At 51.5% G+C, this 23,697-nt stretch carries 29 protein-coding genes; 24 read left to right on the top strand and 5 right to left on the bottom strand.

Annotation, left to right across the window (positions count from 1 at the left end):
• Positions 1-62: 62 nt before the first annotated feature.
• The 6 genes from KNP60_RS06810 (at position 63) to KNP60_RS06790 (ending at position 5,248) form a co-directional block, all read left to right on the top strand.
• Positions 63-872, top strand: coding sequence for a YsnF/AvaK domain-containing protein (locus KNP60_RS06810; RefSeq protein ID WP_214797176.1), 810 nt, complete (start codon positions 63-65; stop codon positions 870-872).
• Positions 869-1,276 (top strand): general stress protein, encoded by a 408-nt coding sequence (locus KNP60_RS06805; protein ID WP_214797175.1) that lies wholly within the window; start codon positions 869-871, stop codon positions 1,274-1,276. Before KNP60_RS06810 ends, KNP60_RS06805 begins: the two co-directional genes overlap by 4 nt.
• Positions 1,277-1,499: 223 nt before the next feature.
• Positions 1,500-3,797 (top strand): glycoside hydrolase family 65 protein, encoded by a 2,298-nt coding sequence (locus tag KNP60_RS06800; protein ID WP_214797174.1) that lies wholly within the window; start codon positions 1,500-1,502, stop codon positions 3,795-3,797.
• A gap of 145 nt (positions 3,798-3,942) precedes the next feature.
• On the top strand, positions 3,943-4,791 hold the full coding sequence (locus KNP60_RS06795; protein ID WP_034776620.1) for a YitT family protein: 849 nt from the start codon (positions 3,943-3,945) through the stop codon (positions 4,789-4,791).
• A 73-nt stretch (positions 4,792-4,864) separates the two neighbouring features.
• Positions 4,865-4,987: a hypothetical protein gene (locus KNP60_RS15575; RefSeq protein WP_256441343.1), complete on the top strand. Its 123-nt coding sequence runs from the start codon at positions 4,865-4,867 to the stop codon at positions 4,985-4,987.
• A gap of 9 nt (positions 4,988-4,996) precedes the next feature.
• Positions 4,997-5,248 carry a nucleoside phosphorylase-I family protein gene (locus KNP60_RS06790; protein ID WP_232939043.1) on the top strand — a complete coding sequence of 84 codons (252 nt, stop codon included), beginning with the start codon at positions 4,997-4,999 and terminating at the stop codon, positions 5,246-5,248.
• Between the two features lie 45 nt (positions 5,249-5,293).
• Here KNP60_RS06790 and KNP60_RS06785 read toward each other — a convergent pair whose 3' ends face one another.
• On the bottom strand, positions 5,294-6,106 hold the full coding sequence (locus KNP60_RS06785) for a Cof-type HAD-IIB family hydrolase (RefSeq protein WP_214797173.1): 813 nt from the start codon (positions 6,104-6,106) through the stop codon (positions 5,294-5,296).
• A gap of 165 nt (positions 6,107-6,271) precedes the next feature.
• Between KNP60_RS06785 and KNP60_RS06780 the strand changes: the two genes are divergently transcribed.
• The 11 genes from KNP60_RS06780 (at position 6,272) to KNP60_RS06730 (ending at position 13,013) form a co-directional block, all read left to right on the top strand.
• Complete coding sequence (locus KNP60_RS06780) at positions 6,272-6,466, top strand: YjzD family protein (RefSeq protein ID WP_034776626.1); 195 nt, start codon at positions 6,272-6,274, stop codon at positions 6,464-6,466.
• A 67-nt stretch (positions 6,467-6,533) separates the two neighbouring features.
• Positions 6,534-6,953, top strand: coding sequence for a thioredoxin family protein (locus tag KNP60_RS06775; RefSeq protein ID WP_034776627.1), 420 nt, complete (start codon positions 6,534-6,536; stop codon positions 6,951-6,953).
• Positions 6,950-7,732 (top strand): phosphatidylserine decarboxylase, encoded by a 783-nt coding sequence (locus tag KNP60_RS06770; protein WP_214797172.1) that lies wholly within the window; start codon positions 6,950-6,952, stop codon positions 7,730-7,732. Before KNP60_RS06775 ends, KNP60_RS06770 begins: the two co-directional genes overlap by 4 nt.
• 127 nt (positions 7,733-7,859) lie before the next feature.
• A complete protein-coding gene (locus KNP60_RS06765; protein ID WP_034776630.1) occupies positions 7,860-8,486 on the top strand; it encodes a YqeG family HAD IIIA-type phosphatase in 627 nt (208 codons plus the stop codon).
• 134 nt (positions 8,487-8,620) lie between these two features.
• Complete coding sequence (gene yqeH / locus KNP60_RS06760) at positions 8,621-9,733, top strand: ribosome biogenesis GTPase YqeH (protein WP_034779781.1); 1,113 nt, start codon at positions 8,621-8,623, stop codon at positions 9,731-9,733.
• Entirely contained in the window at positions 9,730-10,515 is a 786-nt protein-coding gene (aroE, locus tag KNP60_RS06755; RefSeq protein WP_214797171.1) for a shikimate dehydrogenase, read from the top strand. Before yqeH ends, aroE begins: the two co-directional genes overlap by 4 nt.
• A 5-nt stretch (positions 10,516-10,520) precedes the next feature.
• On the top strand, positions 10,521-10,817 hold the full coding sequence (yhbY, locus tag KNP60_RS06750; RefSeq protein ID WP_034776635.1) for a ribosome assembly RNA-binding protein YhbY: 297 nt from the start codon (positions 10,521-10,523) through the stop codon (positions 10,815-10,817).
• Positions 10,814-11,383, top strand: coding sequence for a nicotinate-nucleotide adenylyltransferase (locus KNP60_RS06745; protein WP_214797170.1), 570 nt, complete (start codon positions 10,814-10,816; stop codon positions 11,381-11,383). The genes yhbY and KNP60_RS06745 overlap by 4 nt, the downstream gene beginning before the upstream one ends.
• Positions 11,373-11,930, top strand: coding sequence for a bis(5'-nucleosyl)-tetraphosphatase (symmetrical) YqeK (gene yqeK / locus KNP60_RS06740; RefSeq protein WP_214707941.1), 558 nt, complete (start codon positions 11,373-11,375; stop codon positions 11,928-11,930). Before KNP60_RS06745 ends, yqeK begins: the two co-directional genes overlap by 11 nt.
• A 10-nt stretch (positions 11,931-11,940) precedes the next feature.
• Positions 11,941-12,288, top strand: a complete 348-nt coding sequence (rsfS, locus tag KNP60_RS06735) for a ribosome silencing factor (protein ID WP_034776639.1) — start codon at positions 11,941-11,943, stop codon at positions 12,286-12,288.
• Positions 12,288-13,013, top strand: coding sequence for a class I SAM-dependent DNA methyltransferase (locus KNP60_RS06730; RefSeq protein ID WP_034776641.1), 726 nt, complete (start codon positions 12,288-12,290; stop codon positions 13,011-13,013). The genes rsfS and KNP60_RS06730 overlap by 1 nt, the downstream gene beginning before the upstream one ends.
• A gap of 46 nt (positions 13,014-13,059) precedes the next feature.
• On the opposite strand, the gene KNP60_RS06725 is transcribed toward KNP60_RS06730, so the two are convergent.
• Positions 13,060-13,473, bottom strand: a complete 414-nt coding sequence (locus KNP60_RS06725) for a VOC family protein (protein ID WP_214797169.1) — start codon at positions 13,471-13,473, stop codon at positions 13,060-13,062.
• Between the two features lie 155 nt (positions 13,474-13,628).
• On the opposite strand from KNP60_RS06725, the gene KNP60_RS06720 reads away from it, so the two are divergent.
• The 4 genes from KNP60_RS06720 (at position 13,629) to KNP60_RS15620 (ending at position 17,174) form a co-directional block, all read left to right on the top strand.
• Positions 13,629-14,210, top strand: coding sequence for a DUF2238 domain-containing protein (locus KNP60_RS06720; RefSeq protein ID WP_052090087.1), 582 nt, complete (start codon positions 13,629-13,631; stop codon positions 14,208-14,210).
• A gap of 108 nt (positions 14,211-14,318) precedes the next feature.
• Complete coding sequence (locus KNP60_RS06715) at positions 14,319-15,788, top strand: catalase (RefSeq protein ID WP_214797168.1); 1,470 nt, start codon at positions 14,319-14,321, stop codon at positions 15,786-15,788.
• 135 nt (positions 15,789-15,923) lie between these two features.
• A complete protein-coding gene (gene nfsA / locus KNP60_RS06710; protein ID WP_214797167.1) occupies positions 15,924-16,676 on the top strand; it encodes an oxygen-insensitive NADPH nitroreductase in 753 nt (250 codons plus the stop codon).
• 24 nt (positions 16,677-16,700) lie between these two features.
• A complete protein-coding gene (locus KNP60_RS15620) occupies positions 16,701-17,174 on the top strand; it encodes a YrvL family regulatory protein (RefSeq protein WP_353048639.1) in 474 nt (157 codons plus the stop codon).
• Between the two features lie 68 nt (positions 17,175-17,242).
• Here the strand turns inward: KNP60_RS15620 and KNP60_RS06700 are convergent, their stop codons facing one another.
• From KNP60_RS06700 to KNP60_RS06690, 3 genes are all read right to left on the bottom strand, one after another.
• Positions 17,243-18,364, bottom strand: a complete 1,122-nt coding sequence (locus KNP60_RS06700) for a TlpA family protein disulfide reductase (RefSeq protein WP_214797165.1) — start codon at positions 18,362-18,364, stop codon at positions 17,243-17,245.
• Positions 18,365-18,427: 63 nt separating this feature from the next.
• Positions 18,428-19,828 carry an MBL fold metallo-hydrolase gene (locus tag KNP60_RS06695; protein WP_034776653.1) on the bottom strand — a complete coding sequence of 467 codons (1,401 nt, stop codon included), beginning with the start codon at positions 19,826-19,828 and terminating at the stop codon, positions 18,428-18,430.
• Positions 19,829-19,897: 69 nt separating this feature from the next.
• A complete protein-coding gene (locus KNP60_RS06690) occupies positions 19,898-20,194 on the bottom strand; it encodes a rhodanese-like domain-containing protein (protein ID WP_029595926.1) in 297 nt (98 codons plus the stop codon).
• A gap of 113 nt (positions 20,195-20,307) precedes the next feature.
• Here KNP60_RS06690 and KNP60_RS06685 point away from each other — a divergent pair, with 113 nt between their 5' ends.
• The 3 genes from KNP60_RS06685 (at position 20,308) to KNP60_RS06675 (ending at position 23,606) form a co-directional block, all read left to right on the top strand.
• A complete protein-coding gene (locus tag KNP60_RS06685) occupies positions 20,308-20,679 on the top strand; it encodes a rhodanese-like domain-containing protein (RefSeq protein ID WP_235420128.1) in 372 nt (123 codons plus the stop codon).
• Between the two features lie 42 nt (positions 20,680-20,721).
• A complete protein-coding gene (locus KNP60_RS06680) occupies positions 20,722-21,501 on the top strand; it encodes a sulfite exporter TauE/SafE family protein (protein WP_214707954.1) in 780 nt (259 codons plus the stop codon).
• A 197-nt stretch (positions 21,502-21,698) separates the two neighbouring features.
• Positions 21,699-23,606, top strand: coding sequence for an LTA synthase family protein (locus tag KNP60_RS06675; protein ID WP_214797164.1), 1,908 nt, complete (start codon positions 21,699-21,701; stop codon positions 23,604-23,606).
• Positions 23,607-23,697 lie beyond the last annotated feature (91 nt).

Below are 23,697 nucleotides of genomic sequence, written 5' to 3'. Positions count from 1 at the left end.
GATGGCTCTCTCTGAGGGACCATCCTTTTTTTCGCCAATTGACTAGAGGAGGAACGAACGCCATGAAACATGCAATCATCTCAGAAGTATTTGATCATCCCGAAGCGTTGCTCAATCGAACGGTCGATTTAAAACGAGAAGGGTATGAAGAAGAAGACATGTACGTCCTTGTCAAGCGGGCCGATGTGGCGGACGCTGTCCGCCGTCACTCGAACCTCTATGTTCTCGTCACCGATGAACCGGGAACGGTCGCCTCGCTCGTCACGTCAAGTGAGCGGCCAATCGAACGCTGGCTCAAAAGCATGCGCTTGACGTCAGAGCAACAAGACCGCTTCGCGAAAGAAGTCGAACAAGGTAGACTCTTCCTCTATGTCGACGCGGACCGGAGTGAACAACAGGTTAATGCTACGAGTTCGAAGACCGAACCTGCACCGAAGACGGAAGAACAGACGCTCGCCTTACACGAGGAACGGCTGACGATCGAGAAGCAAGCGGTCCAAGCAGGAGAAGTCGTCATCAATCGTCACGTATCGGAGACCGAACAAGAGATTGAAGTGCCCGTTCGGAGGGAACAGATCCATGTGGAGCGGACGACCGGATCAGAAGATGTGGTCGAAGATTATGACTTCGATCAACCCGGCATTCGCACGATTGACGAAGGGGACCACTTACGAATCCAAGTCATCGAGGAACGGGCTTTCATCGTGAAGCGTCCTGTCGTCGTCGAAGAAATCATCGTTCGAAAACAAGTGACCGAAGACGTCAAGACGATGACGGAAACGCTCCGCAAAGAAGAAATCGAAGTGACCGAAGTCGGACAAGCCGATGTCACGGTCGAAGACCATACAACGCGAAAGGATGAGACACAATGAGTAAACGTCGTTTTGTAGATACGTATCCAGAGGAGGCGGCACTCGTCGCCAAAATCGATCAACTGACCGAAGAGGGTTACGACGAAAGTGATGTGTTCGTCGTCGCGAAAGATCAAGACGATGTCTCGCTCGTCAAACGGAAGACCGATGCGAAAGTGGAAGAAGCGAGCGCGAACTGGATGCAGAAATTCACTGGCGTCGCGGAAGGAGAGGAGGAAGTGAAGCGGGCCTTGCTTGACCTTGGTCTCACTGACGATGACGTCAACCGGGCGTACGGAGACATTTTAAACGGAGGGTATGCCCTCATCCTCGACGAACCGGATACGGGATTCAATGACGGGAACAACCCGGCATTCGAGGGTCACGAAGCGAACGCCGCGTTTGGACGCGACCAAAAGAAATGACTGGAGTTGACCTGCTTGGCCCGTTAGTGGCTAGGTAGGTTTTTTGGTTTCTGGAAGTCACGAAAAAAACAAAGAAAAAAGTTTATGCAAACGATTGCATTCTTGTGTGAGTCGTGTAAAATGAGAGGTGAGATTGAAATACAGCGCTTTCATAGACAAACGGTTGCATGATTCGATTGTCTGATGACGAGTAGCCTTGTAGAGAAAAAGGAGTGGCAGACAGATGAAACGATTGTTTGCAGTCGATGAATGGAAAGTAACGGAAGAGAACTTGCATCCGAAAGAAAACCGCCTCGCAGAATCGATTACCTCGCTTGGTAACGGTCATATGGGGATGCGCGGTAACTTTGAAGAAGATTATTCAAACGATACACACCAAGGCTTCTATGTGGCCGGCGTCTATTATCCAGATAAGACACGTGTCGGTTGGTGGAAAAATGGATATCCGGAGTACTTCGCAAAAGTATTGAACGCGACGAACGTCGTCGGTCTTCGTGTTGCCATCAACGGGACACCGGTCGATTTAGCGAAGTGGGAAGTGAAAGACTTCACGCGTGAGCTCGATATGCAACGCGGCGTTCTCACACGGACGTTCACGCTCGTGAACGGAACGGAAGAGACGAACGTCGAAGTCGTCCGTTTCTTCTCAATCGTCGATAAAGAGATTTTGGCAATCCGTTACAACGTCACTCCGGTGAACTACGAAGCGAAAGTTGAATTCACACCTTACTTGGACGGCGATGTCGTCAATGAGGATTCGAACTATGATGAGAAGTTCTGGTTACCGGTCGAGCATGGTGTTGAAGAACGTTTCGGATTCGTGACAACGAAAACGAAGAAGCTCGATTGGCACATCACGGCCTCGATGATCGCAGACGTCGAAGGAGCCCGTTGTGAAGTGCTCGAAGCGACTGATCTTTACGTCGCCAACAAATTCACGGTCACGGCGGCAGCTGGCGAGACGGCGACAGCGTACAAATACGTCTCGGTCGTCACGAACCGTGACTACGAAGTCGAGGAATTGCAGTCGACGGGAATGCAACGCGTTGAGATGGCGTTTGAGAAAGGCTTTGAAACGCTTCTCGCCGAGCAGACAGAAGCATGGCTCGCTCGCTGGGAAGATGCCGACGTCCGCATCGATGGGGACGCTGAAGCGCAACAAGGCATCCGCTTCAACATCTTCAATATGTATCAGACGTACACGGGCGAAGACTCGCGCCTCAACATCGGACCGAAAGGGTTCACCGGTGAGAAATACGGCGGTGCCACATACTGGGATACGGAAGCGTATTGCCTCCACTTCTACTTGGCAACGACGAAACCGGAAGTCTCATGGAACTTGCTCAAATATCGTCACAATCAATTGCCGCAAGCAAAAGAGAACTCGGTCAAGAACGTCGGCATGGAAGGCGCCCTCTATCCGATGGTGACGATGAACGGGGAAGAGTGCCACAACGAGTGGGAAATCACGCATGAAGAGATTCACCGGAACGGTGCGATTGCCCACGCCATCTTCAACTATACGAACTTCACGGGCGACAAGTCATACCTAGGTCAATACGGACTTGAAGTATTGGTCGAGATCTCGCGTTACTGGGCGAGCCGCGTCAACTTTGTCCCGCACAAAGACGTGTATATGATCCTAGGCGTCACAGGTCCGAACGAATACGACAACAACGTCAACAACAACTGGTATACGAACTTGATTGCCGCTTGGACGCTCGAGTACACGCAAGAAGTGTACAACTATTTGAAAGAAGCAGAGCCGGCGCGCCTTGAAGAACTTGTCGCGACGCTTGGTCTCTCAGATGAAGAACTCGCGAAGTGGAACGATATCCAAACGAAGATGTACTATCCGAAAGATGACCTCGTCCCAGACGTGTTCATGCAACAGGACGGCTTCATGGATAAAGAACAGATCTTGGTGAAAGACCTTGACCCGAAACACTTGCCGCTCAACCAAAACTGGTCGTGGGACCGCATCCTCCGCTCGAACTTCATCAAACAAGCGGACGTGCTCCAAGGGCTGTATACGTTCAGCGACCGCTTCACGGTCGAACAGAAGCGGGCCAACTTCGATTTTTATGAGCCGCGTACGGTTCACGAGTCGAGCTTGTCACCTTGTGTTTACTCAATCATTGCGGCCGAAGTCGGTTACGAAGATAAAGCGGTCGAGTTGTATCAGCGTTCGGCGCGCCTCGACCTCGACAACTATAACAACGACACAGAAGACGGGCTTCACATCACATCGATGGTCGGCTCATGGATGTCGATCGTTCACGGTTTCGCAGGCATGCGCGCCCTCGAGACGGAACTCACGTTCAGCCCGATGATTCCTAAGGGCTGGAACGGGTACTCGTTCAACATGCTCTGGCGCGGTCATCACTTGACGGTCACGTCGACGCGTGAACAAGTGACGATCAAACAGACGGGCGGTACGGACGTGTCAATCCGCGTCTACGGAAACGTCGTCACAGTCCCGGCAAACGATGCGGTGACCATCGAGACAGTGAAAGCGTGACCAAATGCATCAGCTCAACAAGTCGGCTCCGGCCGGCTTGTTTTTTTATGAGAAGCGCGGACACATCCCATTATTTTTATGGTAGGCAGCACTAGAAAACTATGTTATCTTGATTCTTAGCCATTTTTGAAAGGGGAGACAGGACTTGACGGAAGCCGTTAAAGAACACGCACGCATCGGGATCGTTTCGATTATCGGGGGAGTGTTCGTTGCATTATCTATGACATTATTCTTAATCCCGGCGGGGGTATACTCGACCGGATTTACAGGGCTCGCCCAAATCTTTACGAAACTGTTTGCGGGGACACCATTTGAGCTCGGAGAAGGGATTTGGTTCTTCGTCTTGAACGTGCCGCTCTTGATCGTCAGCTACTTCATGCTCGGCAAGAACATGATGATTCATACGTTGATCAGTGTTGCGGCAGTTACCGTGTTTATTCGCGTACTTCCGCAGTCGTCAATCATTTCGGACGACCCGCTTTTGAACGCTGTGTTCGGCGGGGTTTTGCTCGCCATCGGTTCGGGGATCACGATTCGCTTCGGTGCCTCGACCGGTGGATTTGATATCGTCGCCCTCATCTTGGCGAAGTTCACGAACAATTCGGTCGGCGTCTATCTTTTCCTCATGAACATGATGATCGCGCTTTGGGCTGGTGCTTTGTTCGGGTGGCCGACCGCGCTTTATACAATCGTCTTCTTATACGTCACGTCGAAAGTCATCGACGAAATTTATACGAACACGCAGCGGCAGACGCTCTTCATCGTCACGAGTCATCCGGACGAAGTGACGAAAGAACTGCATCAGCATGTTTTCCGCGGCATCACGCTCATGCCGGCAATCGGTACGTATTCGAAAGTCGAGAAAGCGACGCTCATGATGGTCGCCCAGCGCCACGAAGTGCGTGAAATCACGCGAATCTGTAAAGACGCCGATCCAAGCGTCTTCATCAACATGGTTCCGACTGAAAATGTCGAAGGTGCGTTCCGACGCTGAAATGAACCCCCGCTGAACGCTCAGCGGGGGTTATTCTATAGATAGGAATAAAAAGAGATGGGGTGGACGTGTGATGATTGGAGTCAGTATTGCGACGAAGTGGGAATATGAAGCGACATTGGAGTATTATGACGTCAAAGCGGATGAGTGGTTCAGCTACCCGTATGGCGAGTACTTCATGAGGACGGTTGATTGAGCGGTCGTGATGTGGAACGATTATCTAGAACTCAAAGAGCATAACGTCACCATCGCGGATACGGAAGCAGGCGCCATTGCCTATATCTGCAAGAAAAATGACGTCGAGTGTATCATCATCAAAGGCATCTCTGACTTCCCGACGGATGAACGCGACGCGGATCCGTATGACTCGAACGCGGAGCAAATCAATGTGTACATCGCGAACACCCCGAAAGTCATGACCAAGATTTTTGACGACTATTTGATGCGCTTTCTGTAGGCAAATCGCAAAACACACCGACTGCAGGAACAGTCGGTGTGTGGATTATGCTTTGATGCCAAGTTTTTCTTCGAGGTAGATGGCGATGCCGTCTTCCATGTTCGACGCGGTCACTTCATCCGCGACGGCTTTCAACTGGCTGATGGCGTTGCCCATCGCGACGCCGGTGCCGACGTAGTCGAGCATCTCGAGGTCGTTTTCCTCGTCGCCGAACGCGATGATGTTTTTGCGGTTGATGCCGAGATGTTTCGACACTTCGCGCAACCCGAGCGCTTTCGACGTGTTCTGGCTCATGACCTCAATCATGTGCTCCGGCATGCGCCATTGGCGGTTCAAGACGGCCTCGGCGTGGACTTTATTCAAACGAGCGCGGACGTTGTCGACGTGCTCTTTCGTCGCGTGGATGAGGAGCGATGTCGGCTCATCCTGCAAATGCTTGAGCAAGTTGCCTGACGTGACGCTGAGCGCGCGCTCGGCATACGGGCTATAAAACTCTTGCGGGTCTTTATGGAAGTAGACGTGGTCGGTCACTTCGACGACGATGTTGTGCGCTTTCGTGTCCGAGACTTCTTCGATGATCTCGTGCGCCGTCTTGAGCGGGATCGGCCGGTGCGTCACTTTGTATGACGGATCTTTCGGGTGATGGACGAGCGCTCCGTTAAAGTTGATGAGCGGTGTCGTCAAGCCGAGCTCTTCGTAATACATGATCGAATGGCGTTGTGGGCGTCCGGTCGCGATCATGACTTCATGACCGGCCTCACGGGCCGCTTGAAGCGCGCGCACGTTGCGCTCACTGATCGTCTTGTCGTCGCGCAACAACGTTCCATCTAAATCGACTGCGATTAAATAACGTGACATAAAGGGTTCCTCTTTTCTACGAGATGCTTATTTCTCAAACCGTACCATATTTCCCGTTTCGACGGAAAGAATATACAATCGAGGTCGCACATTTTACGGTAACAATGCTATACTAAGGTCGTATGAATTTTTCATGAATCATCTGTGAGATGGAGGGGACTATCGATGCGTTACTTAGTCACATTGTTCTGGGCGATCTTGCTTTCGAATACAGCAATCTTTATCATTTCTGCTGTCGATGGCGTGTCGTTCAACGCGATGCTCGCGACATTCTTTGGCGTCGTCATCACGATCTTTATTGTACTCTTGGACACGCTTAACCAAGATATGGGGATTAGCGACGTCGCACAAGAGAAGTAAGACGTCTACAACCAAGCTGGCTCATATCCGAGTCAGTTCTTTTTATATTATTTAGGAGGAATCGAATATGAAAAATAGTGCCAAACGGGCGAACTTCATCACGTTCGCCATCATCGGTGTCATCATCATCGTCGGGATCGCTCTCTTGTTCTTCTTGAACAATGCGAACGAGGAGACAGGCGTCAACGCTGTCACACCGGACGAGCTTGAGACGAAGATTTCAGAAGAAGAGGAAGTCGTCGTCTACTTCTGGCAGACAGGTTGCGAATACTGTGAGCAAGTCAAACCGTACGTCGAGCCACTCATCGAAGAATACGACGCCGTGTCGATCAACTTGGCCGACCACAACGTCTGGACGACTTACGGCATCAACGGAACACCGACAATGATTCGTTTCCAAGATGGAAAAGAAGTCGGTCGTGTGGAAGGTGCCGTCTCTGAACAACAATACGAGACGTTCTTTAAAAACGAGGAGGGCGCACAGTGATCAAAAGCCGCTTGTATCAGACTTTGTTTGAGTTGAACGCGACCCCGGTCATTGCCAAACGACTCCGTGCCTTCGCTGAATCGTCAGCGAGCCGGTCCTTCATCCCTTCGTTTGCGAAAACGTATCAAATCAATCTTGATGAAGCGGCGGAGCCGATCGAGGCTTATCCGAGCCTGCACGCCTTTTTTACACGTCATTTGAAAGAAGGGGTCCGGCCAATCGATGCAAGTCCGGACTCGGTCGTCTCGCCATGTGACGGGAAATTATCCATCGTGGCCGATATCACGGACGATAGCCGCTTCGAAGTGAAGGGACAATCGTACACGCTCGCCGAACTGCTCGGGTCGCAACAAGAAGCGAGACGTTACGCCGGCGGCACGGTCTGTGTCCTCTACTTGAGCCCACGCGACTATCATCGCGTCCACGTCCCGCTCGCGGGACGGGTGCTCAGCCACTACGAGCTCGGTGACCGTTCGGCCCCGGTCAATGACATCGGCTTGACGGAGACGGTTCGTCCGCTCTCACGAAACTATCGCCGCGTCACACGCTTTGAAACGACGGCAGGGTTGTACGAACATATCATGGTCGGCGCCTTAAACGTCAACACGATCGAATGGACGCTCGACGGCGACCGCGCTGCTAAAGGAGAAGAGGTCGGATACTTCTCGTTCGGTTCGACCGTCATCCTATGTTTTGAGAAAGACCGCGTCACGATCGACCCAGCCAAAATCGGTCCGGTGCGACTCGGAGAAGTCATCGGTACGATGCAAAACGATTGATTTTTAAAACTTTTTCAGGCCGACCGAACGATACACTAGTCGTTTGGTCGGTTTTCGTTTACCATAGAAGGGATATCACTACATGTATAGTAGTTGAATCGCTTTAGCTAATTGGAGGAATTTAAACGTGTTTAATCGACTTTATCCGAAACAGTTCGTCGCGTCAGTTTTTGACATCGACCTTGAAGAATTGAAAGACCGTGGGGTTCGCGTCATTTTGACGGATCTTGATAATACACTCGTGGCCTGGGACGTCCCGCACGCACCAGAGCTTCTTTTGCTATGGCTTGAAAAAGTGAAATCACACGGACTCGATGTCATCGTCGTCTCGAATAACAACGAGAACCGCGTACGTACGTTCACGGAACCGCTCGGCCTTCACTATGTGGCGCGTGCGAAAAAGCCGTTGCCGTCTGGATTCAAACAGGCGCTCGCAAAATATGGATACTCGACGAAAGAAGCCATCTTCTTAGGCGATCAATTGTTCACGGACGTGCTCGGCGCCAATATGGCCGGGATTCACGTCATCCACGTGCAACCGGTCGTCAAGACGGACGGACTCGTCACCAAGTTCAATCGCATGCTTGAAAAAGTCGTGTTCGCCCATATGAAACGTCGCGGGAAGTACGTGTTGATCACGAAAAAAGTTGAGGAAATCGCTGTCGATGCGAAGCGCGCCAAAGTGGCGGTCGCTGAGAAAATCGGTGAAGCGATGCACTCTCGTTCCGAAGATTCACATAAAAAAGATGAATAAGGACCTCGAACGCACAGGAAGAAGGAGGCTGTCCATGTACGGCGCGTAAGGCGTCGGAATTAACGCTTCAGGAGTAGCGGCGAGGCGCTACGGTGAATGAAGAAGAGGTAACTCAAATGACAGCAGACAACATTATGGAAGAAACAAAACGTTATTGCGCCGGTTGCGGCGTCGCCATTCAAACGGAAGACCCGACCGGTGTCGGTTATGCACCAAAATCGGCACTCGATCGCGAGATCGTCATTTGCCAACGCTGCTTCAAATTGAAGCACTACAATCAAATTCAAGACGTCGAACTGACAGATGACGACTTCTTGCGTATCTTAAACGGCATCAGCGCGAAAGAAGCGCTCGTCATCAAAATCGTCGACATCTTCGACTTCAACGGTAGCTGGTTGCCGGGGCTCCAACGCTCGGTCGGCACAAACCCCGTCCTCTTGGTCGGGAACAAGGTCGACTTGTTGCCGAAATCGGTTAACCCGAACCGGATGTCTAACTGGATGAAGGCCGAAGCGAAAGAGCTCGGTTTGGAACCGATCGACGTCCATTTGATCAGTGCGAAAAAAGGTCACGGGATCGACGAGCTTGCCGAAAAGATCGAATATTATCGGAAAGGCAAGGACGTCTATGTCGTCGGTTGTACGAACGTCGGGAAGTCGACGCTCATCAACCAAGTCATCAAACGTTTCGGGGCAGAGGACGAGGCCATCATCACGGTCAGTCATTTCCCGGGAACGACGCTCGACTTGATCGATATCCCGCTCGATGATGATGCGAACCTTTATGACACGCCAGGGATTATCAATCGTCACCAAATGGCGCATTACGTCGATGCGAAAGATTTGAAAACGATCACCCCGAAAAAAGAGATCAAGCCGCACGTGTTCCAGTTGAACCCGCAACAGACGCTCTTCTTCGGTGGACTCGCCCGTCTCGACTACATGGAAGGCAACAAGCGCTCATTCGTTGTCTACATGTCAAACGAGTTGAAGACACACCGGACGAAGCTCGACAAAGCAGATGAACTATACGAAAACCATATCGGTAAGATGCTCAACCCGCCGAACGAGAAGACATTACAAATGTTGCCTCCGCTCGTGCGTCACGAGTTCAGTCTCCGTGACGGCGTCAAGACCGACATCGTCTTCAGCGGACTCGGTTGGGTTGCGATTCACGGAAAAGGTGGACGCATCGCCGCATGGGCACCAAAAGGAGTGGCCGTCACATTGCGTGAGGCGCTCGTATGAGACTGGCCGTTCTCGGTCACCCGATTGCTCATTCGCTCTCTCCCGTCCTGCACGAGCAGTGGCTGAGCGCGTCTGGGCTTTTCGGGCGCTATGAGGCACTCGATGTCGCCCCGGACGAGCTCGGGGACTTGTTTCAAGCGATGCGGGACGGCGTCTGGGACGGCTTTAACGTCACGATTCCGTACAAAGAGGCGGTCATCCCGTATCTCGACGAACTTGATCAGGCGGCTGAAGCCGCCGGTGCCGTCAACACCGTCTATAAACGGGACGGAAAGCTGATTGGGACGAATACGGACGGTGTGGGTCTAGTCAGCGCACTCGACCGTCATACCGATTGGACGGGACGTGTGCTCGTTATCGGGGCAGGTGGGGCAGCGCGCGGGATTATCAGCGCCTTGCCGACCCGAGCCGTCACGGTCACGAACCGAACGATTGAACGAGCGGAGCGCCTCGCGGAGACGTTCGGCATTGAAGCGCAGGCGCTCACCGACGTTGATTCCTCATGCTATGACGTGATCATCCAGACGACTTCGGTGGGGATGGATGGTATCCATTCGCCTCGATCATTAAAAGGTTTACGACAAAACACCGTCGTTTGTGATATCATATATCGTCCACTCGTCACACCGTTTTTAAAGGAAGCCGCCAAAAATGACGCGAAAATCGTCAACGGAACTGCCATGTTCGTCGGACAAGGTGCTTTGGCGTTTGAATATTGGACAGGTGTGAGACCGGATCAACTTGTCGGAATGAAGTTAATTGAAAGCTTATTGGAGGAATAAATAGTATGTTATCAGGTAAACAAAAACGCTTTTTACGTGCTGAAGCACACCACCTTTCACCGATTTACCAGGTCGGGAAAAATGGAGTCAGCGAAGCGATGTGCAAAGACATCAGCGACGCGCTCGAAAAACGTGAGCTCTTGAAAGTTCAAGTGCTCCAAAACTGTGCCGATACGCCGAAAGATGTAGCCGGTGAATTGGCTGAGGGCACGAAAGCCGAAGTCGTTCAAGTGATCGGAAAAGTCATCGTCTTGTACAAACAGGCGACTGAGAAAGAAAATCGCCAAATCAAACTCCCATGAGCCGCATCGGCCTGATGGGAGGCACGTTCGACCCGCCGCATCTCGGTCATTTGTTGATTGCCGAGCAGGCACGTGAACAGCTCGCCCTCGACGAGGTCTGGTTTCTACCGGCGGCGATCCCGCCTCACAAGGCGGGGTTCAGTCTGGCCGAGGATCGGATCGAGATGACACGACGGGCGATCGCGGACCAAGCCGATTTCAAGCTGAGCTTGATCGAGTTTGAACGCGACGAACCGTCTTACACGGTCGAGACGATGAGACGGTTGCGGGACATGTACCCAGATGACACGTTTTTCTTCTTGATCGGGGCGGACTCGCTCGAGTCGCTCGAGAAGTGGTACGATTACGACACGCTCGTGACCCTCGTCACGTTCGGGGCCGTTGCGCGTCCGGGTAGCCGGTACCGCATCCCGAGACAGGCAGATGTGCGCACAATCGATATGCCGCAACTCGAGATCTCATCGACCGATATCCGGGAACGAGCGAAGCGGGACAAGTCAATCAAATATCTCGTCCCACGCGATGTCGAAACTTATATCAAGGAGCGCAACTTGTATGACGTATGAGGAAGCACAATCATTGATTGAGGCGACATTGCCGGAGAAACGCTATATCCACACGCTCGGTGTCGTTGAGACGGCAGATCGATTGGCCCGTTTATACGGTGCCGATGTGGAGCAAGCACGTCTCGCGGCGATGTTGCATGACTATGCGAAATATTTGGATAGCGATATGATGCGCCAAGTCGTGGTCGAGGAAAACCTTGACCCGAGCTTGCTTGCGTTCGATGACGAACTGCTGCATGCACCGGTCGGCGCGATTCTATTAGACCGGGCGTATGACCTTGACCCGGCCGTTGTATCGGCCATTAAGAACCATACGACCGGAGAGCCTGGCATGTCACGCCTCGACCAGATTTTATTCGTCGCGGACGCGATTGAACCGAACCGGTCGTATCCGGGCGTCGACACGTTGCGTGACCTCGCGGACCGTTCGCTCGAAGCGGCCGTCGTCGCGACGTTGCGTCAGACAATCGATTATTTATTGAAGAAGTCGGTGCGAATCTTTCCACTGACGATTGAGACGTATAACCATTTTGTGAAAACACCATAGGAGGTACAGTATGACTGTAAAAGAAGAATTAGAATTGATCGTGAAGGCCGCTGACGATAAGCGTGCCGAAGATATCGTCGTCCTCGACATGGAAGGCATCTCACCGGTCGCAGATTATTTCGTCATCTGCCATGGTAACTCAGAGAAGCAAGTCCAAGCGATCGCACGCGAAATCAAAGACGTGGCCGGCGAGCATGAGCTTCCGCTCCACAAATTCGAAGGCATGGACTCGGCACGTTGGGTGCTCGCTGACCTCGAAAACGTCGTCGTCCACATCTTCCATCGCGATGACCGCGACTACTACAACCTTGAAAAATTGTGGGCAGATGCGCCACACGTTGAAGTGGAAGTCGGCTAATGGCGTACGAAGGGTTCGCCTACGTCTACGATGAGTTAATGAAAGATGCCCCGTACGAGGATTGGGTCGCCTTTGTGCGTCGCCACGTCCAAGACGGTGCATCGCTTGCTGACGTCGGATGCGGGACGGGCTCGGCGACGATTCGCTTGGCGGAACATTACGAGACGATCGGACTCGATTTATCCGAGTCGATGCTCGAAGTCGCCCAAGAGAAGGCGCTCGAGGCAGGCATCACGCTCCCGCTCTGGCAACAGGACATGCGGGAGCTTGAATTGCCACACCCGGTTGACGCCGTGACGATCCTTTGTGACTCGCTCTGCTACCTCGAGGATGAGGCCGACGTCATCGACACGTTCGAGGCGGTGTACGAACAATTGAAACCGGGCGGCATGTTCATCTTCGATGTGCATTCGCCGAACAAGATGCAGACGCTCTTCAATCAGAAGACGTATGCCTCGAACGGAGAAGATTGCTCGTATATCTGGTTCGCCGACCCAGGCGAAGCACCGCTCTCGGTCGTGCACGATTTGACGTTCTTCGTCGCCCTCGAAGATGGCACGTATGAGCGTGTTGAAGAGACGCATGAGCAACGGACGTACGAACCGGGGCAATATATGCAATGGCTCATCGGGGCCGGCTTCCATGTGAAATCGGTCACCGCTGACTTCACGGACCAAGCCCCGGGCCCGAACGCAGAACGAATCTTTTTTGTCGCCCAGAAATAAACGAGGCCCCATCGCGGATTAAACTGCGATGGGGTCTTTGTCATAGTCACGCCTCGTGACTGAACTGCCATTGGACACCGAAACGGTCTTCGACCATGCCGTACGCCTTGCTCCAAAACGTCTCTTGGAGCGGCATGAGGACACGGCCCTCGTCTGACAAGGCCTCGAATTCGCGACGAATCGCCTCGAGGTCGTCGGTCACGACGGCGAGGGTAATGTTTTGCCCGAACGTCACCGGACCGTCCGACATCGCGTCCGAAAACATGAGCGATGTACCATGGACGCTCAGACGGGCATGGAGCACGAGGTCGGCCAGCTCGTCTGGTACCGGTTCGCCGTCCGGTCCAGGCTGGGCTGCGAACGTCATGATGTCCGGGGCGGGCTCGCCGAACACGTCCGCATAAAATAGCACGGCGTCGCGGCAGTCACCGTTGAAGTTGAGATAAGGATTGATCGGCATGAGAGTTCCTCCTTGAATCGTTTTTTTTCAGTATGGAACATATGGACGCTTGAAGAATCCGACAAAAGCACGAATTTTCGAACTGGGTTGTTGAAATGTTCGCTGAAACGGGAATGAACAAGATGAGACATTCTAACGAAAGAAGGCGCGTTACATTGAAACTGACACGAGGACGTCTATTGGAATTCGGGTTCGTGTTGTTCATGGCAATCATTCTCATCACGTCGATTATCGAAGGGGAATGGTTTGACGCGAGCGTCGCTGGGGCGGGGATTGTGTCGGGATTGATTCCGTTCATTCTCGAGAAAACGTTCAAGACCGAGTTCGACGCCAAGATGAAAGTCGCCTATATCTTGTTCTTGTTCGCATCGCAATATTTGGGCTCGATCGTCGGTTTATATTCGAACGGATGGTGGGACACGTTTCTGCACGTGTTGAGCGGCGTGTTCTTGGCGTTTCTCGGCTTCGATTTCTTAAGTCGACTTGATGAGGACATCCGGCTCGAGATGCCGAAGCGGTTCGTCTTCGTCTATATCGTTGTTTTCGCAATGGCCGGGGCAGCGCTTTGGGAAATGTATGAATTCACATCGGACTTGGTGTTGAACACGACGATGCAAGGGAACGGGAATGATGACACGATGGTCGACATCGTCGCGGGATCACTCGGAGGTATCATTGCGGCTCTCCTTGTGACCGAAATCCATCGGAAAGAACAACGTAACAAACATAAAAATTGAAAGCGATTTCAAAAACGCTCGAGTCCATCGAGCGTTTTATTTGTAATAATTATTATCTTTTAATATTATTAATCTTGTAATAATGATTATTAAGAGGAGGCAATATTAATGGATCAACACCGTCATCTAACTACTAACCAAGGCGTCCCAATCGGGGATAACGCCAACTCCATCACAGCGGGTCGTCGCGGCCCGACACTTCTCGAAGATTATCAGCTAATTGAGAAACTCGCCCACTTTGACCGTGAGCGCGTACCGGAACGGGTCGTTCATGCCCGTGGCGCCGGAGCCCACGGTGTCTTCAAAGTTAAAAATAGCATGAAACGATATACAAAAGCCAAATTTTTGCAGGAAGAGGGACAAGAGACACCAATCTTTGCTCGCTTCTCGACCGTCATTCATGGTCTCGGCTCACCAGAGACGCTTCGTGACCCACGTGGATTCTCGGTCAAGTTTTACACGGAAGAAGGGAACTACGACTTCGTCGGAAACAACTTGCCGGTCTTCTTTATCCGTGACGCCATCAAATTCCCAGACGTGATTCACTCACTCAAACCGGACCCGCGGACGAACCTGCAAGATCCGGACCGTTTCTTCGACTTCATGTCGCTCACGCCGGAATCGACGAGCATGCTCATCCACTTGTTCAGCGATGAAGGAATTCCAGCGTCATACCGTCATATGCGCGGCTCATCGGTCCATTCCTTCAAATGGGTCAATGAATACGGAAACACGGTGTACATAAAACTCCGTTGGGTCCCGAAACAAGGTATTAAAAACTTGTCGATGGAAGAAGCGGCGAAAGTGCAGGCCGAAGACTTCAACCATGCGACACGCGACTTGTTCAACGCCATCGAGGAAGGCGACTTCCCAGAATGGGATCTCTACGTCCAAATTCTCGACCCGGCCGATATGGACAACTTTGACTTCGATCCGCTCGACGCGACGAAAGATTGGTTCGAAGACGTCATCCCGTATCAACTTGTCGGTACGATGACACTCAACAAGAACGTCGACAACTTCTTCGCCGAGACAGAGTCGGTCGGTTTCAACCCGGGTGTGCTCGTTCCTGGAATTCAACCGTCTGAAGACAAGATGCTCCAAGGCCGCTTGTTCTCGTATTCGGACACGCAACGTTACCGCATCGGGGCAAACTACTTGCAGCTCCCAATCAACTGCCCGTTCGCACAAGTGTCGAACAATCAGCGTGATGGCTCGATGCCGTTCAAACAACAGACGAGCCCGGTCAACTATGAACCAAACCGCTATGAGGACGCACCGAAACCGGACGCGGCTTATATAGAGACGGAACAACCGCTCACAGGCGTAGCCGGTCGTCAAAAAATCGAGAAGACGAACGACTTCGGTCAAGCGGGTGAAGTGTACCGTCGCTACTCGGAAGAAGAGAAAACGGCGCTCGTGAACAACTTGGTGGCACACATTAAAAAAGTTCGCCACGAGAATACGGTGCTGCTCTTGATTTGCAACTTCTACCGGGCCGACCGCGACCTCGGCGCGCGTCTCTCGGAAGCACTCAACGTCGATATCACACCATTCTTGAATCAAGTGACGGAATAACTTGTCCGCAACAGAGATGCGTAGCTGCATCTCTGTTTTTGTTTTTTTTACCTTAGGAGGATAAGTGGTTCGAATCTCAAAAATTGTCCCAAGCCCGTCCATATGCCAAGATAAGAAAAAAGGGGGATGTTACACATGAACCAAGTCATCGACACACTATTGAATCACCGCTCCGTCCGCTCATTCACGAATGAGACGTTGACCGACGAACAAATCCGACTCATCGTCGAGAGTGCCCAGCGCGCTTCGACGTCGAGCTTCATCCAAGCCTATTCTATCATCGGGGTGACCGACCCAGAGAAGAAAGCAAGGCTAGCCGAGATCGCCGGTAACCAGCAATACGTGATCGACAACGGTCACTTCTTCGTCTTCTGCGCCGATTTGTATCGACACGAGTTGATCGGGGAGCTGCGGGAGGCCGAAGTGAATGCGACGCTCGAGACGGACGAGAAGCTGCTCGTCGCGGTCATTGATGCCGCGCTCGCTTCGCAAAATGCCGTCGTGGCCGCGGAATCGATGGGCCTCGGCATTTGTTACATCGGTGGGATTCGCAACGATATGTTCGCTGTGAAGGAACTGCTCGGTTTGCCGGAGCGGGTATTGCCTCTCTTCGGACTTGCCGTCGGTGTACCGGAGCACGTCGAAGGCCAGAAACCGCGTCTCCCGTTCGAACATATTTATCACGAGAACACGTACGTCGCAGACGCAGAACAACTGAAACAAGAACTCGATGCGTATGATGCGACGATTCACGACTACTATGCGGTCCGCGGGTCGAACCAACGAAGCGATACGTGGACCGGACAAATGGGACGGATGTTGTCGAAACCAACCCGGCTCGACGTGAAAGACTTCTTGAAGACGCAAGGTTATTTGAAGCAAGACTAAGAACCGCCCAGGCGATTCTTAGTTTTGACATGCAATCTAAACAGAAGGGGGACAATCACGATTAGAGGAATCAAACCCTTATTGATTTGTACATTAATCGTTTCAATCATACTGATTGTATTTACATCTTTAGAATTTCTAATCTTGAAGATACTTGGTCTACAGTATGAATCGTTGTGGAGTCTATTACTCTTCTTCCTCGTATATGGAATTTCAGAGATCCCGACCAACCTGTTTCTGTCTTCCTTCTTGAAGGCGTTGACGACTCTCGACATCATCCAATCACATACAGGGGTGCTCGCCTTGTTCCTTCAGATTGCGAGTACGTTCATCATTGTTAACATCATTGACCGATTGATGGCATCGGTGTCGATTTCTCAACTGGGAATCCTTCTGTTCTCGCTTGTCACCGGTCTAGTAGGGTGGTTATCCATGCAACAAGATCCTGACCCTCCAAAACGAGGATCGAAAGAATTTGAAGCTTACGAAAAAAGATGAGTTGAATTACCGGCGAGACAAATAAAGGAGCGGCTATTCTCAATCGAGAGAAAGCCGCTCCTTTATTTTCAGTTTGTCTGGGCATCGAGCCAGGCGTGGTCGATCGCGCCGAACTGCTTGGCGACGATGATTCCATTTTCATCAAGGACGTATGTTGTCGGCATCGCTTGAATCCGGTAGGCGTTACCGACGATTCCTTCCTCGTCATAGACGACCTGGAACGCATCTTCATATGGGGCGACGAACGTCCGCGCATCCTCGATGTCCCGTTCACTCGTCGTCGTATTGACGGCGACGATGGTCACATCGTCTTGTTCTCGGGCAAACTTGGCCATGTCCGGCATCTCGGCCCGGCACGGAGGGCACCACGATGCCCAGAAGTTGACGACGACCCGCTCACCGCGTAAATCTTCCAAGTTGAACGACGTCCCATCGGTTCGCTTCAACTCGAAATTCGGTGGGATTTGGCCGATGTTCAATCCGGTCTGGGACGAGTCGGCCTCGAGCCGTGGCGTCTCGTCCGGTAAGCTCGCGTTGATGACGGCGAGCACGACGATGAGACCGAGTCCATATTGGACTGCCTTTTGAGATGGCCGTGCTACATATGTGGCGACGGCGATGAGAAGAATGAGCGGAATGAGCCACCACAACTCGAATGTATCGGTCACAAGCGACCCGACCGACCAAATCGCGAACGCACCGACCACGGTCCAAAGGAACAATCCGAGCGTAGGATTCTGCATCCAGCGCCATGTCGTGACGAGCAGCAAGGCGATCAGGACGGCCATATAGATATGGAGCGGTTGCGGAGATGAGAGCAATGGGAGCATCCCATATTTGGGAACGACGAGCGTCACCGCAAACCAAAAGACCAAGGCCGAGAACAACCAATAGCCACGAAGGCTAGGCGTGAGCCGGAATACGAAAATAGCAATCACGGCAGCGGCAATGAGAAGCGACCACGTGCCGCCGGTCGCATAAAGGGATAAGGCCAAACTTCCCGTCGACGCGAGACCGAGGACGATCGCGCTTCCTTTCCAAGCGAGAAAGCCGGCGAACCAGGTGCCGAGGACGGCGTCGCGCTCTTTTTCCGACAAGCCGATTTTTTTAAAGCCGATGTAGAGAATAAGTAGGCCGGCCATCATAGCCAGCAAATCGAGTCGAACATTCAATGGACCGATGGCAATCACAGAATCCCTCCTAGAGAAAAAGCGCCCAAACGAGTGGGCGCTTTCTTTGTTTGTAGTATAGCATTAGCCGATTTGTTCTGCATTGAGGACAGTCTTCATCGCGCCATAGCCACCGAGGATGTTTTGGATATCCTTGTAGCCGAGTGATTGAAGCACACTCGCGGCCATTCGTGAACGGACGCCAGATGCACAGTGAACGGCGATTGTTTGATCTGTCGGGAGACCTTCATGGTCGCGTGCCAGTTTACCGAGTAGGATGCGCTCGGCTTTCTCGTAGTGGCTCGCGTTCCATTCTGTCGCATTTCGGACATCGAGGACGAAAACGTCACCTTTTTCTGCCGACTCGATCGCTTGTTCCGCTGTCACATCTGTGTACGTTTCCGTCAACAGTTCTTGACCGAGTTCTTCGACTGGGACGACGAAGCGGAGACGGTCGAGACCGATTGATTGGAGGTCCGTCTGTACTTGATCGACATCTTCCGCGCTCGCGATGAGCGTGATGTCTTTGTCGAAGTTGACGAGCCAGCCGGCCCATGAGACGAACTTCGTGTTGTAAGGGATGTTGATTGTGCCTGGGACGTGACCTTTGGCGAACTCTTCCCCTTTACGCGTATCGACGACTTGTGTTTCCTCGACGAGCGTATCGAGGCGGTCCGAACCGACGACTTCTGGACGAGCGATTTCGTTCGTGACTTGGATGCCTTCTTTGTTCACTTTTTTCATCATCGCGAAGTAGTTCGGCGGTTCTGGTTGGTCCGTCGTCAACTCTTTGATGAACGCGTCTTTGTCTGTCATTTGAAGCGCCCAGTTCGTCGCTTTCTCGTAACCGACCGTCGATGTCGGGATGGCGCCGAGCGCTTTCCCGCAGGCACTTCCGGCACCGTGACCCGGCCAAACTTGAACGAAGTCAGGAAGATCTTTGAACTTCTTGAGCGAGTCGAACATTTGCTCGGCACCGATCGCTGTCGTTCCTTTTACACCGGCTGCTTCTTCGAGCAAGTCAGGACGACCGATATCGCCGACGAAGACGAAGTCGCCTGTGAAGATACCCATTGGTTGTGTTTGGTTCCGATCGTAGAGCAAGAACGAGATATGTTCTGGCGTGTGACCTGGTGTATGCATGACTTCGAGTGTGACGTTACCGACTTTGAACGTGTCGCCATCTTTGACAAGTTTTGAGTCGATGTCTTTCGCGAATGCATATTTCCATGACGCGTCGCCTTCGTCTGATAGATAAGCCGTTGAACCGGTACGTTTCGCAAGCTCGAGTGAACCTGAGACGAAGTCGGCGTGGATGTGAGTCTCAGCCGTCGCGACGATCTTCATGCCTTCTTTTTCAGCTTCCTGAAGATAAGGTGTGATGTTACGGGCCGGGTCGATGACGACGGCCTCGCCGGTCATTTGGCAACCGACCATATAAGATGCTTGTGCTAATTTTTGATCATAGAAATAACGTAATAACATGTGAAATACCCCCTAAGAATAGTTGACTGTAAACGATTGTCGTTTTTGAAATATATATATAGAAGATTGTTAGACTGTTTCGCCCGTCCAGCTCATCATGCCGCCATCGACGTTGATGACATCGAAGCCGAGTGAATCGAGGTAAGCCGAAGCGTTCATGCTTCGTCCGCCTGCTGCACAGATGACGTGAATCGGTTTCGAACGATCGAGCTCATCGACTTTCGCACCGAATTCAGAGAGTGGCACGTTTTTCGCTTGCTTGATGTGGCCACCTGCAAATTCGTCTGTCTCCCGAACATCAATCAAGTTGAGTGTTTCATCAGATTGAAGCAATGTTTCTAGTTCAGTTGTCGAAATGGTTTTCATGAGTCATTGATCTCCTTTGTGATTGTAGAATTTTTGAAGTGAGTTTCTTTCGTTGTTTTTAATATACCCCCTGAGGTATACTGAATGCAAGAAAAAGAATCGGAGGTCGAAAATTGAAGAAATTAATGCTGATTTTATCGATTTTGGTGCTGGTGACGATCGGAATCGTTCTTTTCACGTCCAAAGAGACTGGAATTACAAAAATCGACGTCGAAACACTACAAAACAGATTGGAAAACGAAGAAATAACCTTGTTAGACGTCCGAGAAGTGGACGAATACGAGGGGGGGCATATCGAAGGAGCGGTGAACGCACCACTTTCTTCATTAAATGAAACCGAATTACCTTATCCGAAAGATGAGCCGATCTATGTCATCTGCCGGAGCGGAAATCGAAGCGCCCAAGCGGCACAACTGTTGAAAGAACGTGGCTACACTGAAATTTATGATGTCTCGGGCGGTATGATTGCCTGGGAACAAAAATAAAAACTTACTTATTATATAGGGTAGGGAATTGGAGGAATTGATATGGAATTTGGATTTATCATCACCATCTTTTTGATCGGCTTTATCGGGTCGTTCATTTCAGGGATGGTTGGAATTGGCGGATCGATTATTAAATATCCGATGTTGTTGTATATTCCACCGCTCCTCGGCTTCGCGGCGTTCAGCGCCCACGAAGTATCGGGAATCAGCGCGATTCAAGTCTTCTTCGCGACGATCGGTGGAATTTATGCATACCGGAAAGGTGGTTATTTGAACAAACAGCTCATCTTGTATATGGGTGTCGCCGTCTTGATCGGGAGTTTCATCGGCGGCTACGGCTCGACGCTCTTGTCTGAGAACTTGATTAACGTCGTTTATGCCGTGCTCGCGACGATTGCGACAATCATGATGTTCTTACCGAAAAAGAACGTCGAGGATGTTCCGCTCGACCAAGTCACATTCAATAAAGTAATTGCAGCGAGCTCGGCGTTCATCGTCGGGGTGGCAGCAGGAATCGTCGGGGCAGCAGGAGCGTTCATCTTGATGCCGATCATGCTCGTCGTGCTCCGGATTCCGACGAAGATGGCGATCGCGAGTTCGCTCGCCATCACGTTCATCTCGTCAATCGGCTCGACAGCGGGGAAAATCATCACCGATCAAATCGTGTGGGAACCTGCCGTCATCATGATCATCGCGAGTTTGATTGCGGCACCGCTCGGCGCAAACGTCGGTAAGAACATGAAGACGAAGTCACTTCAAATGATTTTGGCGTTACTGATTTTAGCGAGTACAGTAAAAATTTGGATGGACATTATCGGTTAAGCGAATCAATGTTAAATGGCTACCGAGGCGACTTGGTAGCCTTTTTTTGTGTAAAGACTGCAATGGAATTGTTAAGTTTATGTATAGTTGTAAACGTCAATTAGTTGAATCGGGTTCACAAGAACGTTAAAATAGAGGCTATACGTCTAAAAAAGAAAATGAACCTTTCACTTGAATTCCATATAAGGAGTGTTTACATGAATCGCACGAATCAATCGAAAGGAAGAATGGACCGATTCCGCCAAGCGGCGCTCGACTCGTTCAAAACACATCGTCTGTTCTGGATGTTCACCATCTTGTTATGGACGAAGTCGCTGATCGCGTATCAGTTCTTCTTCAACATGCCGGCCGAGAATCTGGTCCAGGCATTCATTCTCATCATCAACCCGCTCAGCTTCACGTTGTTCTTGTTCGCCTTCAGCTTCTTCTTCGGGGGAAATAAGAGGAAGTGGGCGCTGTATAGTCTATATCTCGTCTCCTCGCTCATCTTGTTCGCGGATACGACCTATTACCGTGAGTTCACGGATTTCTTGACCGTACCAGTCCTATTCCAATCGTCGAACATGGAGACGCTCTCGTCATCATTCCTCTCGCTTCTCGAATGGAAAGACTTGCTCTTGTTAGGGGATCTCGTCGTGCTCCCGTTCCTACTATGGAAAATGAAAGAGACGAGCCAAGCGTCACAGCGCCGCGTCTTGATCACATTTACGGCAGCCGCCGCCATGTTCGGGTTCAACCTCGTCCTTGCGGAAACGGAGCGTCCAGAGTTACTCACGCGCTCGTTCGACCGGGAACTGTTGGTCAAAAACTTAGGAACGTTCAATTTTCACGTCTACGATGCCATGCTTCAAACGAAGACATCGGCCCAAAAGGCGCTCGCAGACGGATCTGAATTGGATGAAGTCGAGAACTTCACACGTCAGAACTATGCGGCGCCGGACCCGGAGATGTTCGGGAAGTATAAAGGCAAAAACGTTGTCGTCGTCTCGTTCGAGTCGGCTCAAAACTTCACGCACAACATGAAAGCGTCGAACGGCGAGTACATCACGCCGAACTTGAACAAACTGATCGAAGAATCCCACTACTGGCCGAACTATTACCATACGACCGGCCAAGGGAAGACGTCAGATGCCGAGTTCGCACTCGATAACTCGCTCTACGGCCTCTCGCGTGGAGGAGTCTACTTCACGAACGCCGATAACGAATACAACGCGTTACCAGAAGTCATCAAAGAAGATAACTACTACTCGGCCGTGTTCCACGCCAACAACAAGTCGTTCTGGAACCGCGACCAGATGTATCAAAACATCGGCGTCGACAAGTTCTTTGACGAAGCCAGCTACGACCTCGGAAACCCTGAGGATATGACGGAGTGGGGTCTTCTCGATGATGAGTTCTTCCGCCAATCGGTACCGATGCTCGAAGAGCTGCCAGAACCGTTCTATGCGAAGTTCATCACGCTGACGAACCATTTCCCGTACACGATGCCGAGTGAGAAGCACGAGCTCGTCCCGAAATTTGAGACGAACTCGACGACGCTCAACAACTTCCCGCAGGCGCTTGCCTATCAGGATTACGCCCTCGGCTTGTTCATCGACGAGTTGAAGGCGAACGGCATGTGGGATGACACGATCTTCGTCGTCTACGGTGACCATTACGGCATCTCGACGAACCATAACGCCGCCATGGCGGACCTGCTCGGGAAAGACGAGTTGACGCCATACGACGTCGCCAAGCTCCAAGCGGTCCCGTTCGCGATTCATTTGCCGGGACAAGACAAAGGTGAAGTGCACGAGACGATCGGAAGTCATGTCGACATGAACCCGACGATTCAGCACTTGCTTGGAATCGATACGTCGGAACAGGTCGGATTCGGGAACGACTTGTTCTCGAAAGAGCATTATGACCGCGCCATCTTCCGTGATGGAACGGTCGTGACGCAAGACCATCTGTTCACGCAGTCGATGTGCTATGACGCCAAGACTGGCGAAGTCGCAGAAGACGGTGAGGCGTGTGCACCACTTGAATCAGAAGCGAACAAAATCCTCGAGATGAACGACCAGCTCATCTATTCAGATTTACTCCGCTTCAAACAAGCTCAATAATGAAGAGAGAAAAGATTGGAAACAGTCTTTTCTCTTTTTTTGTGGTCGTCGCGCCTTAGGAAGACTAAGATGAAAGAAGTGCACATCAGAA

This window comes from Exiguobacterium sp. s5, assembly GCF_018618075.1.
In the GTDB taxonomy this organism is placed as follows: Bacteria; Bacillota; Bacilli; order Exiguobacteriales; family Exiguobacteriaceae; genus Exiguobacterium; species Exiguobacterium mexicanum_A.
Note: the sequence above shows the minus strand (reverse complement) of the source record. Positions and strands in the feature narration are given on the sequence as shown.

Bases quoted from the DNA above. Each gene is read 5' to 3' on its own strand.
- KNP60_RS06810 (WP_214797176.1), top strand. From the start codon at position 63: ATGAAACATGCAATCATCTCAGAAGTATTTGATCATCCCGAAGCGTTG.
- KNP60_RS06805 (WP_214797175.1), top strand. From the start codon at position 869: ATGAGTAAACGTCGTTTTGTAGATACGTATCCAGAGGAGGCGGCACTC.
- KNP60_RS06800 (WP_214797174.1), top strand. From the start codon at position 1,500: ATGAAACGATTGTTTGCAGTCGATGAATGGAAAGTAACGGAAGAGAAC.
- KNP60_RS15575 (WP_256441343.1), top strand. From the start codon at position 4,865: ATGATTGGAGTCAGTATTGCGACGAAGTGGGAATATGAAGCGACATTG.
- KNP60_RS06790 (WP_232939043.1), top strand. From the start codon at position 4,997: ATGTGGAACGATTATCTAGAACTCAAAGAGCATAACGTCACCATCGCG.
- KNP60_RS06785 (WP_214797173.1), bottom strand. From the start codon at position 6,106: ATGTCACGTTATTTAATCGCAGTCGATTTAGATGGAACGTTGTTGCGC.
- KNP60_RS06780 (WP_034776626.1), top strand. From the start codon at position 6,272: ATGCGTTACTTAGTCACATTGTTCTGGGCGATCTTGCTTTCGAATACA.
- KNP60_RS06775 (WP_034776627.1), top strand. From the start codon at position 6,534: ATGAAAAATAGTGCCAAACGGGCGAACTTCATCACGTTCGCCATCATC.
- yqeH (WP_034779781.1), top strand. From the start codon at position 8,621: ATGGAAGAAACAAAACGTTATTGCGCCGGTTGCGGCGTCGCCATTCAA.
- aroE (WP_214797171.1), top strand. From the start codon at position 9,730: ATGAGACTGGCCGTTCTCGGTCACCCGATTGCTCATTCGCTCTCTCCC.
- yhbY (WP_034776635.1), top strand. From the start codon at position 10,521: ATGTTATCAGGTAAACAAAAACGCTTTTTACGTGCTGAAGCACACCAC.
- KNP60_RS06745 (WP_214797170.1), top strand. From the start codon at position 10,814: ATGAGCCGCATCGGCCTGATGGGAGGCACGTTCGACCCGCCGCATCTC.
- yqeK (WP_214707941.1), top strand. From the start codon at position 11,373: ATGACGTATGAGGAAGCACAATCATTGATTGAGGCGACATTGCCGGAG.
- rsfS (WP_034776639.1), top strand. From the start codon at position 11,941: ATGACTGTAAAAGAAGAATTAGAATTGATCGTGAAGGCCGCTGACGAT.
- KNP60_RS06730 (WP_034776641.1), top strand. From the start codon at position 12,288: ATGGCGTACGAAGGGTTCGCCTACGTCTACGATGAGTTAATGAAAGAT.
- KNP60_RS06725 (WP_214797169.1), bottom strand. From the start codon at position 13,473: ATGCCGATCAATCCTTATCTCAACTTCAACGGTGACTGCCGCGACGCC.
- KNP60_RS06715 (WP_214797168.1), top strand. From the start codon at position 14,319: ATGGATCAACACCGTCATCTAACTACTAACCAAGGCGTCCCAATCGGG.
- nfsA (WP_214797167.1), top strand. From the start codon at position 15,924: ATGAACCAAGTCATCGACACACTATTGAATCACCGCTCCGTCCGCTCA.
- KNP60_RS06695 (WP_034776653.1), bottom strand. From the start codon at position 19,828: ATGTTATTACGTTATTTCTATGATCAAAAATTAGCACAAGCATCTTAT.
- KNP60_RS06690 (WP_029595926.1), bottom strand. From the start codon at position 20,194: ATGAAAACCATTTCGACAACTGAACTAGAAACATTGCTTCAATCTGAT.
- KNP60_RS06680 (WP_214707954.1), top strand. From the start codon at position 20,722: ATGGAATTTGGATTTATCATCACCATCTTTTTGATCGGCTTTATCGGG.
- KNP60_RS06675 (WP_214797164.1), top strand. From the start codon at position 21,699: ATGAATCGCACGAATCAATCGAAAGGAAGAATGGACCGATTCCGCCAA.